This window comes from Nonomuraea sp. NPDC054003 (assembly GCF_055585125.1).
In genome coordinates this window covers 70,107-82,737 of sequence record NZ_JBVJKR010000012.1, presented here as the reverse complement: position 1 = coordinate 82,737, position 12,631 = coordinate 70,107, and the positions used below count along the sequence as shown (strand labels likewise).

10 protein-coding genes are annotated in these 12,631 nt (G+C 73.6%); 1 reads left to right on the top strand and 9 read right to left on the bottom strand.

The features are described from left to right. Positions 1 to 16: 16 nt before the first annotated feature. Genes ACZ6YG_RS29460 through ACZ6YG_RS29425 form a run of 8 tightly spaced genes read right to left on the bottom strand, consistent with a single transcriptional unit; the run spans position 17 to position 10,881 of the window. A complete protein-coding gene (locus ACZ6YG_RS29460) occupies positions 17 to 1,306 on the bottom strand; it encodes an MFS transporter (protein ID WP_148033128.1) in 1,290 nt (429 codons plus the stop codon). Next, on the bottom strand, positions 1,303 to 5,847 hold the full coding sequence (locus ACZ6YG_RS29455; RefSeq protein ID WP_466019778.1) for a non-ribosomal peptide synthetase: 4,545 nt from the start codon (positions 5,845 to 5,847) through the stop codon (positions 1,303 to 1,305). The genes ACZ6YG_RS29460 and ACZ6YG_RS29455 overlap by 4 nt, the downstream gene beginning before the upstream one ends. Continuing rightward, a complete protein-coding gene (locus tag ACZ6YG_RS29450) occupies positions 5,844 to 6,494 on the bottom strand; it encodes a DUF6875 domain-containing protein (RefSeq protein ID WP_466019777.1) in 651 nt (216 codons plus the stop codon). Before ACZ6YG_RS29450 ends, ACZ6YG_RS29455 begins: the two co-directional genes overlap by 4 nt. Then, positions 6,491 to 7,792 carry an FAD-dependent oxidoreductase gene (locus ACZ6YG_RS29445; RefSeq protein ID WP_466019776.1) on the bottom strand — a complete coding sequence of 434 codons (1,302 nt, stop codon included), beginning with the start codon at positions 7,790 to 7,792 and terminating at the stop codon, positions 6,491 to 6,493. The genes ACZ6YG_RS29450 and ACZ6YG_RS29445 overlap by 4 nt, the downstream gene beginning before the upstream one ends. A gap of 6 nt (positions 7,793 to 7,798) precedes the next feature. Next, positions 7,799 to 7,978: an MbtH family protein gene (locus ACZ6YG_RS29440; RefSeq protein WP_148033132.1), complete on the bottom strand. Its 180-nt coding sequence runs from the start codon at positions 7,976 to 7,978 to the stop codon at positions 7,799 to 7,801. After that, positions 7,975 to 9,405 (bottom strand): amino acid adenylation domain-containing protein, encoded by a 1,431-nt coding sequence (locus ACZ6YG_RS29435; protein ID WP_466019775.1) that lies wholly within the window; start codon positions 9,403 to 9,405, stop codon positions 7,975 to 7,977. Before ACZ6YG_RS29435 ends, ACZ6YG_RS29440 begins: the two co-directional genes overlap by 4 nt. Before the next feature lie 37 nt (positions 9,406 to 9,442). Continuing rightward, a complete protein-coding gene (locus ACZ6YG_RS29430) occupies positions 9,443 to 10,618 on the bottom strand; it encodes a glycosyltransferase (protein ID WP_466019774.1) in 1,176 nt (391 codons plus the stop codon). Continuing rightward, entirely contained in the window at positions 10,615 to 10,881 is a 267-nt protein-coding gene (locus tag ACZ6YG_RS29425) for a phosphopantetheine-binding protein (RefSeq protein ID WP_466019773.1), read from the bottom strand. Before ACZ6YG_RS29425 ends, ACZ6YG_RS29430 begins: the two co-directional genes overlap by 4 nt. A 330-nt stretch (positions 10,882 to 11,211) precedes the next feature. On the opposite strand from ACZ6YG_RS29425, the gene ACZ6YG_RS29420 reads away from it, so the two are divergent. Then, on the top strand, positions 11,212 to 12,180 hold the full coding sequence (locus ACZ6YG_RS29420) for a methionyl-tRNA formyltransferase (RefSeq protein ID WP_466019772.1): 969 nt from the start codon (positions 11,212 to 11,214) through the stop codon (positions 12,178 to 12,180). Here the strand turns inward: ACZ6YG_RS29420 and panD are convergent. Next, positions 12,167 to 12,574 (bottom strand): aspartate 1-decarboxylase, encoded by a 408-nt coding sequence (gene panD, locus ACZ6YG_RS29415; RefSeq protein WP_271279399.1) that lies wholly within the window; start codon positions 12,572 to 12,574, stop codon positions 12,167 to 12,169. The genes ACZ6YG_RS29420 and panD overlap by 14 nt on opposite strands. Positions 12,575 to 12,631 lie beyond the last annotated feature (57 nt).

Here is a 12,631-nt window from a genome sequence, read left to right as displayed (position 1 = left end):
CGGCTCCCGGGGTTTCTCAGGCGACGGGGACCGGGACGGGCCGGCGGTCCAGGCGGCGCAGGGCGGGGAGCGCGGCCAGGACGCCGGCCAGGGTCAGCAGGAGCAGCCCGTCGAGGAGCAACACGAGGGCGATCCCGCGTCCCTCGCCGACGCCGACGATCAGACCCGCGCTGCCGGCGAGGGCCCCGCCGGGCAGCAGCGCCGGGTTCAGCAGGTGTTCGGCCACGGGCGCGGCCAGCAGGTAACCGACGGGGACGGCGGCCGAGCCGAGGGTGTGCACGGTGCCCATGGCCCGTCCCAGCAGGGCCGGATCGACGCGGCTCTGCAGCACGGCGTGCGCGCAGCCGTTCACCACGGGCAGCGTGAACAGGAACCCGGCGGCGGCCGCCCCCACCAGCAGCGGCGACGGGCTCACCGTGTGCAGCACGAGGAAGACGCCCCCGAGCGCCATGAACGCCGTCATCCCGCCGATCTTCCGGCGGGGCCCGCCCCAGGCTCCCATGACGAGGCCGCCCGCGAGCATGCCCGCGCCTCCGGCGAACATCAGCACGCCCAGCACCCCGGGCCCGGCGAACGACAGGATCAGCGGCTGCACCAGCACCCCCGCGACGGCGAAGGTGAAGTTGAAGCCGGTCAGCGCGGCCACCAGCGCCGTCAGTCCCGTCCTCGACCGCAGGTGGCGCCACCCGGCCCCGAGGTCCTCCAGCACGGCGGGTCGCTCGGCGGCCACGTTGGGCCGCAGCACCGCGGCGGGCAGCCGGATCAGCAGCAGGGCCAGCATCGCCACGCCGAAGGTGCTCAGGTCGATCGCCACCACCCCGGCCATGCCCACGGTGGCCAGGAGCGTGGCCCCGAGGACGGGCGCGGCGATCTGGATGCCGCTGGACAGGTGCATGAGCCCGTTGGCGCGGCCCAGGTGACGTTCGGGGATCAGCAGCGGCGTCATGGCCTGGTAGGCGGTCAGGTGGAAGACGCCGCACGCGCCGCTGACGGCTCCGGCCAGGGCGACGTGCCACACGGCCAGCCCGTCCGCCCAGATCAGGAAGCCGACGGCGGCCGTGGACACGGCCGCCAGGCAGTCGGTGAGGATCATCACCTTGCGCCGGTCGAACCGGTCGACGACCAGCCCGGCGAACGGCCCGATGAGGATGCCCGGAAGCATGCCGCTGAGCACGACCAGCGCGAACTCCGTCGGCGACCCGGTGGTCTGGTACACCCAGACGCCCAGGACGAAGGTGGTGAGGCTGGAGCCGACGGACGACAGCAGCGACGCCGTCCAGATGAGCGCGAACCTGACGATGTTCATGCGTGCACCACCTCGGCCAGGCGGCCGGCGTAGCGCCTGATGAGCGCGCCGTCGGCGGGCGGGCACGCGAGCCCGGCGCGGGCCAGGGCCCGCTCGGTGCGCCCGCAGTCGAAGACGGGCCGCCGGAACTGCGGGTCCGCCGCGGACAGCACCGGCGCGAACGGCGCGAACGGGCTGTCCGCGCCCAGGCCGGCGGCTTCGCGCCGCCAGGTGTCCCACGGTACGCAGTCCGCGCCGAGCGCCTCGGCGATCTCCCGGTAGGAGATCGTCGCGCCGTTGAAGTAGTGGAAGTCGCCGGCCGTCGCGGGGTCGGTGATCAGGCGGGCCATGCCCGCGGCGACATGGTCCACAGGCGCCAGGTCCTCCTCTATCGGCAGGTCGGGCACCATGCGCAGGCGGACGCACGTGGCCAGCAGGCGGCTGAAGTAGTCGCCCGGGTTGCCCAGGCCGGTCGCGCTGTGCCCGCTGACCCGCGCCGGCCGGTGCACCACGACCGGCAGCCCTTCGTCCCTGGCCCTTCGCGCCAGCCGGTCGGCCACCCACTTGCTCTGGTCGTAGCCCGTCTCCAGGCCGGCCGGGTCGTCGGGGGCGGTCGCCTCGGTCACCACCCGGCCCCGGTGGGCCAGGCCCAGGAAGACGCCGAGGGTGGAGACGACGTGCAGGCGGGCGCCGCCGAGCCCGGCCAGCCGCAGGGCCTCGACCGTGCCGCCGACGTTGACCGGCAGCATGCGGTGGAAGCTCTCGTAGAAGTTCACCTGACCGCCGTTGTGGCAGATCATCTCCACCTCGCGGGCCAGCTCGCCGAACCGCTCCCGGTCCAGGCCGAACCGGGACGAGCCCAGATCGCCCGGCAGCCCGCGCAGCCTGCCGGGCGGGGCGTCGAGCCCGTACGCCCGCAGGTTGGCCAGCACCCGTTCCCCGGCCCGGTGCTCGTCGCCAGCCCTGACCAGGCAGATGATCTCGGCATCGGTGCGGGCCAGGAGTTCGCCGATGAGATGGGCGCCGAGGAACCCGGTGGCGCCGGTCAGCAGGATGGCCGAGCCGCGCCGTACCGGAGACGGGAGCGTGGGCCGCACGGCGAGGTCGGGCGGCAGGACGGCGAGCGGTTCGAGGTCGAGATGCTCCCGGTCGGCGCCGCGCTCCACGGCGGCGGCGAGCTCGGCCAGGTCGGCCGTCTCCAGGACCGCGCGCAGGGACACGTCGGCGCCGAGCTCGCGCCTGATCTCGGCCACCACCCGGCCGGCGAGCAACGAGTGCCCGCCCACCTCGAAGAAGTTGTCCGACCTGCGCACGTCGGGCACGCCGATGACCCGCTGCCACACCGCGGCCAGCGCCGACTCGGTGGCGGTCGCGGGCGCCTCGCCCGCCGGTCCTGGCGGGGGCGGCAGGGCCGCCTGGTCCACCTTCCCGTGCGTGGTGCGCGCGATGGCGGCGACCGGCACGAAGGCCCCGGGCACCAGGTATCCGGGCAGCCGTTCGCGCAGGAACTCGCGGAGCGCGCCCGGCGTCAGGTCCGGCGTGCGGGTCGCCGCGTAGGCGACGAGGCGGTCCCCCGAGACGACGACCGCGCTGTCGGTGACGTCCGGATGTTCCATGATGGCGTGCTCGACCTCGGCCGGTTCGATCCGGTGGCCGCGGATCTTCACCTGGCGGTCGCGGCGGCCCAGGAACTCGAGCGCGCCGTCCGGCCGTACCCGCGCCAGGTCGCCCGTACGGTACAGGCGCGCCCCGGCGGGGCCGTCGGGGTCGGGCACGAAGGCCGCCGCGGTCAGCGCCGGCTCGCCCGCGTACCCGTCGGCCAGGCCGGCTCCGCCCAGGTGCAGCTCGCCCACCCCGCCGGTCGGCACCGCGCGCCCCGACCGGTCCAGGACGCGGGCGCGCACGTGCGGCAGCGGCGCGCCGATCGGCACCCGGCCCAGGTCGCCGAGCTCGTCCGTGCCGCCGATCCGGTGCACGGTGGCGCAGACGGTGGCCTCGGTGGGGCCGTAGTGGTTGAACAGGGCGCACCTGCCGCGTGTCACCCGCTGCCAGGTGCGCGCGTCCTCGACCGGCACCTGCTCGCCGCCGACCATCATGATCTCGACCGGCCAGCTCTCGGGTACGCCCGATTCGGCCAGGTCGGTGACCCAGCGCCGCCACAATGCCACGGGCGCGTCGACGGCGGTCACGCCGTGCTCGGCGCAGAACCGTACGAGCTCCGCGCCGTCCAGCCGGGCGGGCTCCGGATGGACGACCAGGGTGCCGCCGGTGGTGAGCACCGGGAACAGGTCTCCCACGGAGGCGTCGAAGGTGAGCGGCGGCAGCATCAGCACCCGGTGCTCAGGGCCGAAGCCGTGCACGTCGGCGAACGAGCGGGTGAACTCCGCGACGGCGCCGTGCGACACCACCACCCCCTTGGGCGCCCCCGTCGACCCGGACGTGAAGATCACATACGCCGGATCCCCCGGCCGCACGGCAGCACGCACCGGGTCTGCGGAGCCGGGACGTACCTCGCCCGTGATCCGCCCCTCAAGACGTCCCGGACCGACCCGACGCGTCCGGCCTGTCACGAACTCGCCGCTCGGTCCTGTCTGGTCGGTGACCGGCAGTTTCGCTCCCGGGAATTCGTTCAGCTCGGCGAGCCTGCCGGACGGCGCGATCACCGCGACAGCCTGTGCCCGCCGCAGCAGGTGCGTGACACGGGCGGGCGGGTGGCCGGGGTCGAGCGGCAGGTACGCGGCACCGGCGAGCAGCACACCGAGGACGGCGGCGATCCCGTCCGGCCCCGCCGGGAGCGACACCCCGACGACCGGACGCGCGTCAGGGTCTCCGCTGAGCGGCCCCAACCGCGCCGCCACCTCCCGCGCCCGCGCGACCAGCCCGCCGTACGTCAACCGCTCCCCCGCGGCCATGACCGCGACCCGATCCGGACCCCGCTCAGCCTGACGCACAACCAGCTCCGCCACCCCGGCCCAGCCCCCGGCCGGCACCTCGGAGAATGCGGCACCCCCCGCCACAGACAACCCATCGGCCGGAACGGGGGATCCGGCCGCAGACGCCCCACCCTCCGGAACGGGGTGCGCGGACTCTTCGGAACCTTCGCCCGCCACCCCGGATGACCCGCCCCCCAGAACGGGGTGCCCCGCCCGGGACAGCCGCGGGATGACGGTCTGCACCCCGGACGGCACCGGGGCGGCCCCGGTCGGACCGTCCTCCCCGGAAACCAGCCCCGGGACCGGAGCGGCGGAGGCGGCCCCGGTCGTTCCGGTTGGGGTGGTGGTGAAGGGGATGTGGCTCAGGGGGAGGGAAGGGTCGCCGGTGAGGGCTTCGAGGGCGGTGGTGAGGTGGTGCGCCAGGGTCGCCGCCGTGTCGGCGTCGAAGAGGTCGGCCGCGTAGTCCAAGTACAGCTCGATGTCGTCGCCCACGGTGACGAACAGGGTGAGGTCGAAGCGGGCCTCGGGCGCGGGCAGCTCCCAGTGTTCGACGAGGAGGTCACCCGCGGTCCGGGGCCGGCCGTCCAGGTGGTCCATGACGAGCATGACCTGGAAGAGCGGGTTGTGGCTGAGGTCGCGGCGGCCTCCGGCGAGTTCAACCACCTCGTCGAACGGCGTGCCGCCGTGGGCGAGCGCCTCGGCCACGGTCCGCCTGCACTGCCGCAGCAGGTCCGTCACGGCCGGGTCGCCGCCGAGGTCGAGCCGCAGCGCGACGGTGTTGGCGAACATGCCGACCGTCCCGCCGTCCCGCCCGGTACGGCCGTCCATCGGGCAGCCGACCACGATGTCGTCCTGGTCGGCGCACCGGCCGAGGGTGACCCCCAGGGCCGCCAGGACCATGGCGAACACCGTCGTCCTGGTCCTGCGCGCGCCGTCCACCAGGCCGGCGCGCAGGTGCTCGGGCAGGGTCCAGCGATGCTGCGCGCCGCGCCCGCTCGGTACGGCGGGACGGGGCCGGTCGGTGGGCAGGCCCAGCAGGGAGGGCGCGCCGGCCAGCCGGGAACGCCAGTAGTCGCGCGCCGCCTGGGCCCGCTCCCGGCTGCCCCCGCGGAGCCGGGCGACGTACTCCGAGAACGGGACGGCGGGCTCGGCGGGCTCGAAGGTCCCCGCCAGCATCCCGTACAGCTCGGTGAAGAGGACCTGCAGCGAGCGCCCGTCGCAGATCGTGTGGTGCAGGCACAGGACGAGCACGTGGTCGTCCGGCGCGAGCCGGAGGAGCAGCGCCCGCATGAGCGGCGCCCGGCCGAGCGCGAACGGCCGGGCCACGAACGTGTCGCACGCCGCGTGCGCCGCGGCCTCGTCCTGGACCTCCACGACCTCCAGGTCCACCTCGGCCGCGTCGCTCACGATCTGGATAGGGCGCCCGTCCCCGGTGTCGGCCAGCCCGGTGCGCAGCGCCTCGTGCCTGGCGGCCAGGCGGTTCAGCGCCCGGCCCAGGCCGCCGAGGTCCAGGGGCCCGCGTAACCGGTGCCCGCCCCAGACGTGGTAGCCGGACGGGTCGTGTCCGGCCTGGTGCAGGAACCAGAGCCGTTCCTGGGCGGGCGTCAGGGGGAAGCTCGTGCCGGTCATGACTTGGCCACCAGGTCCCGCAGGTGCCCGGGCACCTGCTCGCCGAACAGATCCCGGTAGGCGGCCAGATGCGCCTCCTCGGAGATCAGGAACGGCAGGTCGGTCGGCACCATGTGCCTGATCACCAGCATCGGCACCGGGCTGCGCAGCGGGCGGAAGCCGGGGTTCCACAGCCCCGCCTTGTCCGGCGGCCCGTCGTGGAACTCCCCGATCATCAGGCCGTGCCCCACGTAGGCGTCCTTGAGCGCGCACTGCGCGGCGTCGATCACCTCCCGCGCGTCACGCATGCCGGGCAGCAGGACGAGGATGGTCGTCGACTGCGCGGCGGGCATCCTGCGGGGGGCGAGGTCGAGGAACCAGTCGCGGTAGGGCGCCAGCAGCGCGCTCAACGACTCGACGGTGTGGCCGCCGCCCGGCTGGACGGCCAGGCGGAAGGCGCCGCGGTCCAGCGACGCCTGCGCGTACGGGCACACCGGCCCGAGCCGGCCGAGCTCCGGGTGCGGCCGGCACAGGTAGGCGCGCGCCCATTCGACGACGGCCCGCAGGTCGGCCCGGTACTCGCCGATCAGGGGGTGCGCGGCGGGGTCCACCTCCACGTCGGCCGGGTCGAACAGCACGAGGGATGCGTCGTGCGGATGTGTGATCATCGAGAGGTCCTCCCGTGGCGGCGCGCGAGCACGGCGAGCAGGCCTGCGACGGCCGCGCCCGCCCCTGTCACGGTCAGCGCGGCGGCCACCCGGTCCTGGCGGCGAGCGCGCCGCAGCGCCTCGCCGTAGGGCACGGTGGTGTGCGAGACGAGCGTGTAGAGCGGCACCCAGGTGCCGGGGAACGCCTTGTGCAGCAGCAGGTCGAGGCGCTTCCTGGCCAGCCGCAGCGGGGAGCGCATGCCGTCGCGGAGCTCCAGGAAGTTCTGCGCGGACAGCTCGGCCAGCACGTCGGTGTGCGGCTTGCGGGACCGCTCGTAGGCGGCGAAGGCGGACTGCCGGTCGCGCGGGTGCCGGGCCAGCATCCGGTCGAGCGCCAGGCAGTCCTCGAACGAGGCGTTCATGCCCTGGCCGTAGAAGGGGTAGACGGCGTGCGCCGCGTCGCCGACGAGCACCATCGTGTCCCGGTGGTGCCAGGGCGCGGTGCGTACGGTCGTGAGGTGCCCCATCGGCGCGGCGGACGCCTGCTCGTCGAGGTCGGGCACCAGCTCCGCCAGGTGCGGGAAGGCGTCGGACGCCCGGTCCGGCGGCTCGTCGCGCGGCAGGAAGAGCGTGCAGGTCAGGCTGTTGTCGACGTTGGGGTGGGCGACCCCCAGACCGCGCTCGCCCGGCCAGATGTGCAGCGCCTCCAGCGGTACGGCGGGCGTGCCGTCGGGCCTGGCCCGGATCGTGATCTCCTTGTAGCCCCATTCGAGGTACTCGCGGCTGAAGCCGGCCGGCAGGCCGCGCTGCATCTCGGTCCTGACGAGCGAGGAGGCGCCGTCGGCGCCGACCACGAAGCCGGCCGTCAGCTTGCTACCGTCCTCCATGGTGACGGCGGCGGCGTCCCGGTCGACGGCCACGCACCTGGTGCCGAAGCGTAGCCGCACGCCGGGCTGCTTCTCCGCGTGCTCGACCAGCAGGCAGACCAGCGCGTCCCGCCTGATGGAGTGCAGGATCTGCGACGGGTCCTTGCCGTACGGGTAGAAGGACGACCGTCCGCCGGCGGTGTGGACCATGCGCCCGCGCATCGGCACGGACAGCCGCCGCGCCTCCTGCCACAGGCCCACCTCGCGCAGCGCCGCGATGGCCCGCGCCGACATGCCCAGGTTGATGGATCGGCCGCTGTCGTGGCGGGCCGAGCGCGGGTCGGGGCGGCCTTCGACCAGGTCGACCCGGTACCCGCGCCGTGCGATCATGCTCGCCAGCAGGGGTCCGGCCAGGCCCGCGCCGACGATGACGGCGTCAGGGTTGGAGTCCATGCCGCCTCACCCCCCGCCGCGCACGCTGAGGGGACGCATGTCGGTCCACACGGTCTCGATGTGCGCCAGGCATTCCTCACGGGTGCCGGCGAAGCCCGTGGCCCGCCAGCCGGGAGGCAGCTCCCGTCCTGCGGCCCAGACGGAGTACTGCTCCTCGTGGTTGACGACCACCAGAACATCGCTCATATCTTCTCCTCAAGAGCGCGCCGATCGATCTTTCCGTTGGGGGTGAGCGGCACGGAGTCCAGGGGGATCACCCTGGTCGGCACCATGTACGCGGGCAGGATCGCGGCCAGCCGGCGGCGCAGGTCAGGGCAGTCGCCGACGACGAACGCCACCAGGGCGTCGCCGGACACGGCCGCCACGGACTGCCGCACGCCGGGCAGGCCGTCCATGGCGGCCTCCACCTCGCCGAGCTCCACCCGGTAGCCGCGTACCTTCACCTGGGTGTCGGCCCGGCGCAGGTACTCCAGTCCCGCGCCGGTGCGCCGCACCACGTCGCCGGTCAGGTACAGCCTGCTGCCCGGCTCGCCGTAGGGGTCGGGGACGAATCGGTCGGCGGTCAGGGCCGGCCTGCCGAGATAGCCGTCGGCCACGCAGACGCCGCCGATCGCCAGCTCGCCCTGGCCGACCTCGTCGAGCCCGTCGTCCACGAGGTGGACGGTGGCGCCGGGGAGCGGGTCGCCGATCGAGACCGTCCCCGGCTCGATCGGCACCTCCCAGGAGGTGGCCCAGACGGCGGCCTCGGTCGGGCCGTACATGTTGACGAGCCGTCCGACCCGGGAACGCAGGTCGCCGGCCAGGGCCGCGGGCAGCGCCTCACCGCCGACGAGCGCGGTCAGCCGGGGGCCGCGGAACCCGGCGTAGAGCAGGACCCGCCAGCCCGAGGGGGTGGCCTGCATGTGGGTCACGCCCTCGCGCTCGATCAGCGCGGCGAGCCGTTTGCCGAGGAGGGCGGTCTTGGGGTCGACGAGGACCAGCCGTCCTCCGGTGACGAGCGGCAGGTAGAGCTCGGGCACGGACATGTCGAAGGTGAGGGAGGCGGCCGAGAGCCAGACGTCGTCGGCCGTCGAGCCCACCAGTTCGCGCATGCCGGCGAGCAGGTTGGCCAGCGCCCGGTGCGGCACCACCACCCCCTTGGGCGTGCCGGTCGAGCCCGAGGTGTAGATCACGTACGCCGGGGACGAGGGGTTCGGGGGCGCGGCGGGGACCGGCGCGGCCGGGGGGTGCTCCCCGTCCAGCCGGAGCACCGGCACCGCGGTCGTGACCGGCTCGCCCTCGGTCAGCAGCAGGTCCGCGCGCGAGTCCGCCAGGACGAGTTCGACGCGGGCCGCCGGGTGCGCGGGGTCGAGCGGCAGGTAGGCCGCGCCGGTCCGCAGGACGGCGAGCATCGCCGTCACGCAGGCCGCCGACTTGGCCGCGCAGATCCCCACGAGCTTGCCGGGGCGGGCTCCGGCGGCGGCGAGCCTGGCGGCCAGCCGGTCCACGGCCTCGTCCAGCGCGGCGTAGGTGAGGCGCTCGTCTCCGGCGACGAGCGCGATCCTGTCCGGGGTGCTCGCCGCCTGGCGCCCGAACGATTCGACAAGGGTTGGGAGCGCTCCCAAAACTGGCATGGTCAACTCCGGTTCGACATGGTCAGCTCCGGTGGGATCAGACGTGCAGCAGTTCTTCGACGGCCTCGGCGGCCGCCCGCAGCCCCGGCCGCGCCGCCCCCGCGTACGGGGCCACCCGCTCACGGTGACCGTCGGCGGCCAGCGCCTCGTTCAGCAGGGGGACGATCTCCTCCGTCGTCCACCGCCGCTCGGGCAGCCAGGACCCGAGCCCGAGCCTGGCCAGGCGCATGCCGTTGTCGGAACGGTCGAAACCGTGCGCCAGCAGGACCTGCGGGACCCCCGCGGCCACCGCCCTGACCACGGTGCCGATGCCGCCGTGGTGCAGCACCGCCCTGGCACGGCCCATGACCTGGTGGAAGGGCAGGTGCGGGAACCAGGAGACGTCCTGGGGCAGGTCGGCGGGCACCAGGTCCCGATGCCTGGCCACGACCAGGGCGGGCACGCCCGCGGCCGCGCACGCCGCGACGGCGGCGGCGTAGAACCGCTCGTGGATCATGCGGCCGGTGCCGCCCGTCACGATCACCGCGCCGCGGTCGAGCAGGCGCTCGGCCTCGGGCGGGACCGGGTCGGTGAAGGTGTCGTCGCCGTACGGCGCCCCCGTCAGCCGGACCCGCGACGGCGCGGCGACCCCCGCCCGGTCGAACCACTCCGGCCACAGCCCCAGGTGGAGCCGGGCCGAGGTGAACCAGGACGTCCAGTCGCCGACAGGCGCCAGCCCGAGCGTCGCCCGCACCGCGTCGAGCCGGTCGCTCATGGTCTCCCGGTACATGTGCACGGCGGGGCGTTCTGACATGTACTGCACCGGCGTCACGGCCACCCACGCGGTGGGCACGTCCAGCACCTCGCCGGCGAAGAGCGTCGAGATCGCCGTGGTGTGGCGCCCCACGAACACCGTCTCCCCCGGCACGTGACGGGCCTTGAGCACCTCGCACTCGAACCGGATCTGGTCGAACAGCCCGATGGCGTCGTAGAAGCGCCGCCACCGGTCCATCCCGGCGCCGAGCAGCATCGGCGTGTCCGAGAGGTATCGCTCGTACTCGCGCTCGGTGTCGATGGGCGTGAACTCCAGGCCCTCGCGCCGGGCCACCGCCTCGAAGGGGGCGTGCGTGAGGATCTCCACCCGGTGCCCCCGTTCCCGGAGGATCCGTCCAAGACCCACGAACGGCAGGACGTCGCCGTGCGTGCCGTGGGTGACCATGATGACGGTGGTCAAGGGGACTCCCCGGCCGCGGCATGGGCCCGCGACCCCTCCTCGATGGCCCGCGCCGCCTCGGCGACCGTCAACCCGTCGACGAAGAGCACCTCGACCGGCAACTCGATCCGGAACTCACTCTCCACCATGGCCAGGAACTGGACCATCGCCAGCGACTGGCCGCCCAGTTCGAAGAAATCCTGGTCCGCGGACGCGACCTCGACCCCGAGGATCTCGGACCACAACCGCATGACCTCGTTTTCGAGCACGCCGAGCACAGCCATGACGCATTCTCCTCGTAGCGCGGAAACGACACCCGTCACCAAGGGAACCGTGCGCCACGAAACGGGCGCTCATCGCCGGTGATGGGGTTCAGCAAGGGGCAGCCACGCGCCCCACTCGCAAGATCGTTGGGATCGCTCCCAAACGGAACGCTAGGCTCGCGTCAGCACGCGAGTCAACCTTTTCACCGCCATCTGCGCTTCTGTTAGGACGACGGTTGGGAGCGCTCCCAAACGCATAGTCCTCCTACCAGGAACGCGTCGGAAACTCCGAGCAGGGCTCGGAAAACTGCCCTCCTTGAGCGACCTTATTTAGGTTAGGCTCACCTAATCATGGATTCTCCCCACCAGGAGGCGCAGATGCGGGTCGCGATGTTCGGCTACCAGACCTGGGGACACCGCACGTTGCAGGCACTGCTGGGATCCGGCCACGACGTGGCGCTCGTCGTGACCCACCCCAAGAGCGAACACGCCTACGAGAAGATCTGGGACGACTCCGTCGCCGGCCTGGCCGCCGAGCACGGCGTGCCCGTGCTGCTGCGCGCCCGGCCCGACGACGAGCTCGTCACCGCGCTCAAGGAGGCCGAGCCGGACATCATCGTCGCCAACAACTGGCGCACCTGGATCCCGCCGGAGATCTTCCGGCTGCCCCGCCACGGCACGCTGAACGTGCACGACTCGCTGCTGCCCGCCTACGCGGGCTTCTCCCCGCTCATCTGGGCCCTGATCAACGGCGAGGAGGAGGTGGGCGTCACCGCGCACCTGATGGACGAGGAGCTGGACGCCGGCGACATCCTCCTGCAGCGCGCGGTCCGCGTCGGACCGTCCGACACGGCCACCGACCTGTTCCACCGGACCGTCGCGCTGATCGAGCCGATCGTGCGGGACGCCCTCACGCTGATCGACACCGGCCGGGCCGTCCCGGTCCCCCAGGACCGGTCCAGGGCGAGCTTCTTCCACAAACGCTCGCCGGAGGACAGCCGCATCGACTGGACCTGGCCGGCCGAGGACATCGAGCGGCTGGTGCGCGCCCAGTCGGACCCGTATCCGAACGCCTTCACCTTCTACCGGGGCGAGCGCGTACGGGTGCTGAAGGCGTCGGTGTCGGAGGGCGTCTACGGCGGGACTCCCGGGCGGGTCTTCATCCGCGAGGGCGACGGCGTGGTCATCGTCGCCGGCGCCGACGCCCGCCGGGGGCGCAGCCGGGGGCTGGTGATCGAGCGGGTCCGCACCGACGAGGGCGCGGACCTGCCCGCCACCGAGGTCTTCCGCACCATGGGCGGCTACCTCACCGGCCGGTGACCTGCCCGGCCGCTCCGGGCACCGGGGCGGCCGGGTCCGCGCCGAGCGCGACGATCCGGTTGCGCCCGTCTACGTGCACCACGGACGGGACGTACGAGCCGAGCTCCTCTTCTGTCACCTGCCGGTAGGACATGACGATGACGAGGTCGCCCGGCGACACCAGATGGGCGGCCGCCCCGTTGACGCCGATGACGCCGGAGCCGGGGGCGCCCTCGATGGCGTAGGTGACCAGCCGTGCCCCGTTGTCGATGTCGACGACGTGCACCTGCTCGCCCTCGACGAGCCCGGCCGCGTCCATGAGGACCTTGTCGATCGTGAGGGAGCCGACGTAGTGCAGGTCGGCCTGGGTCACGGTGGCCCGATGGATCTTCCCGCCGAGCAGGGTGCGCTGCATCTCCAGCCTCCGATGATCAAAGTTAGGTAATGCTATCCTAAGTTGATTGCAGCCCTC

What these genes read in the sequence shown, in the direction of transcription:
- ACZ6YG_RS29460 (WP_148033128.1), bottom strand. Translation starts at nt 1,306, where the DNA reads ATGAACATCGTCAGGTTCGCGCTCATCTGGACGGCGTCGCTGCTGTCG.
- ACZ6YG_RS29455 (WP_466019778.1), bottom strand. Translation starts at nt 5,847, where the DNA reads ATGACCGGCACGAGCTTCCCCCTGACGCCCGCCCAGGAACGGCTCTGG.
- ACZ6YG_RS29450 (WP_466019777.1), bottom strand. Translation starts at nt 6,494, where the DNA reads ATGATCACACATCCGCACGACGCATCCCTCGTGCTGTTCGACCCGGCC.
- ACZ6YG_RS29445 (WP_466019776.1), bottom strand. Translation starts at nt 7,792, where the DNA reads ATGGACTCCAACCCTGACGCCGTCATCGTCGGCGCGGGCCTGGCCGGA.
- ACZ6YG_RS29440 (WP_148033132.1), bottom strand. Translation starts at nt 7,978, where the DNA reads ATGAGCGATGTTCTGGTGGTCGTCAACCACGAGGAGCAGTACTCCGTC.
- ACZ6YG_RS29435 (WP_466019775.1), bottom strand. Translation starts at nt 9,405, where the DNA reads ATGCCAGTTTTGGGAGCGCTCCCAACCCTTGTCGAATCGTTCGGGCGC.
- ACZ6YG_RS29425 (WP_466019773.1), bottom strand. Translation starts at nt 10,881, where the DNA reads ATGGCTGTGCTCGGCGTGCTCGAAAACGAGGTCATGCGGTTGTGGTCC.
- ACZ6YG_RS29420 (WP_466019772.1), top strand. Translation starts at nt 11,212, where the DNA reads ATGGATTCTCCCCACCAGGAGGCGCAGATGCGGGTCGCGATGTTCGGC.
- panD (WP_271279399.1), bottom strand. Translation starts at nt 12,574, where the DNA reads ATGCAGCGCACCCTGCTCGGCGGGAAGATCCATCGGGCCACCGTGACC.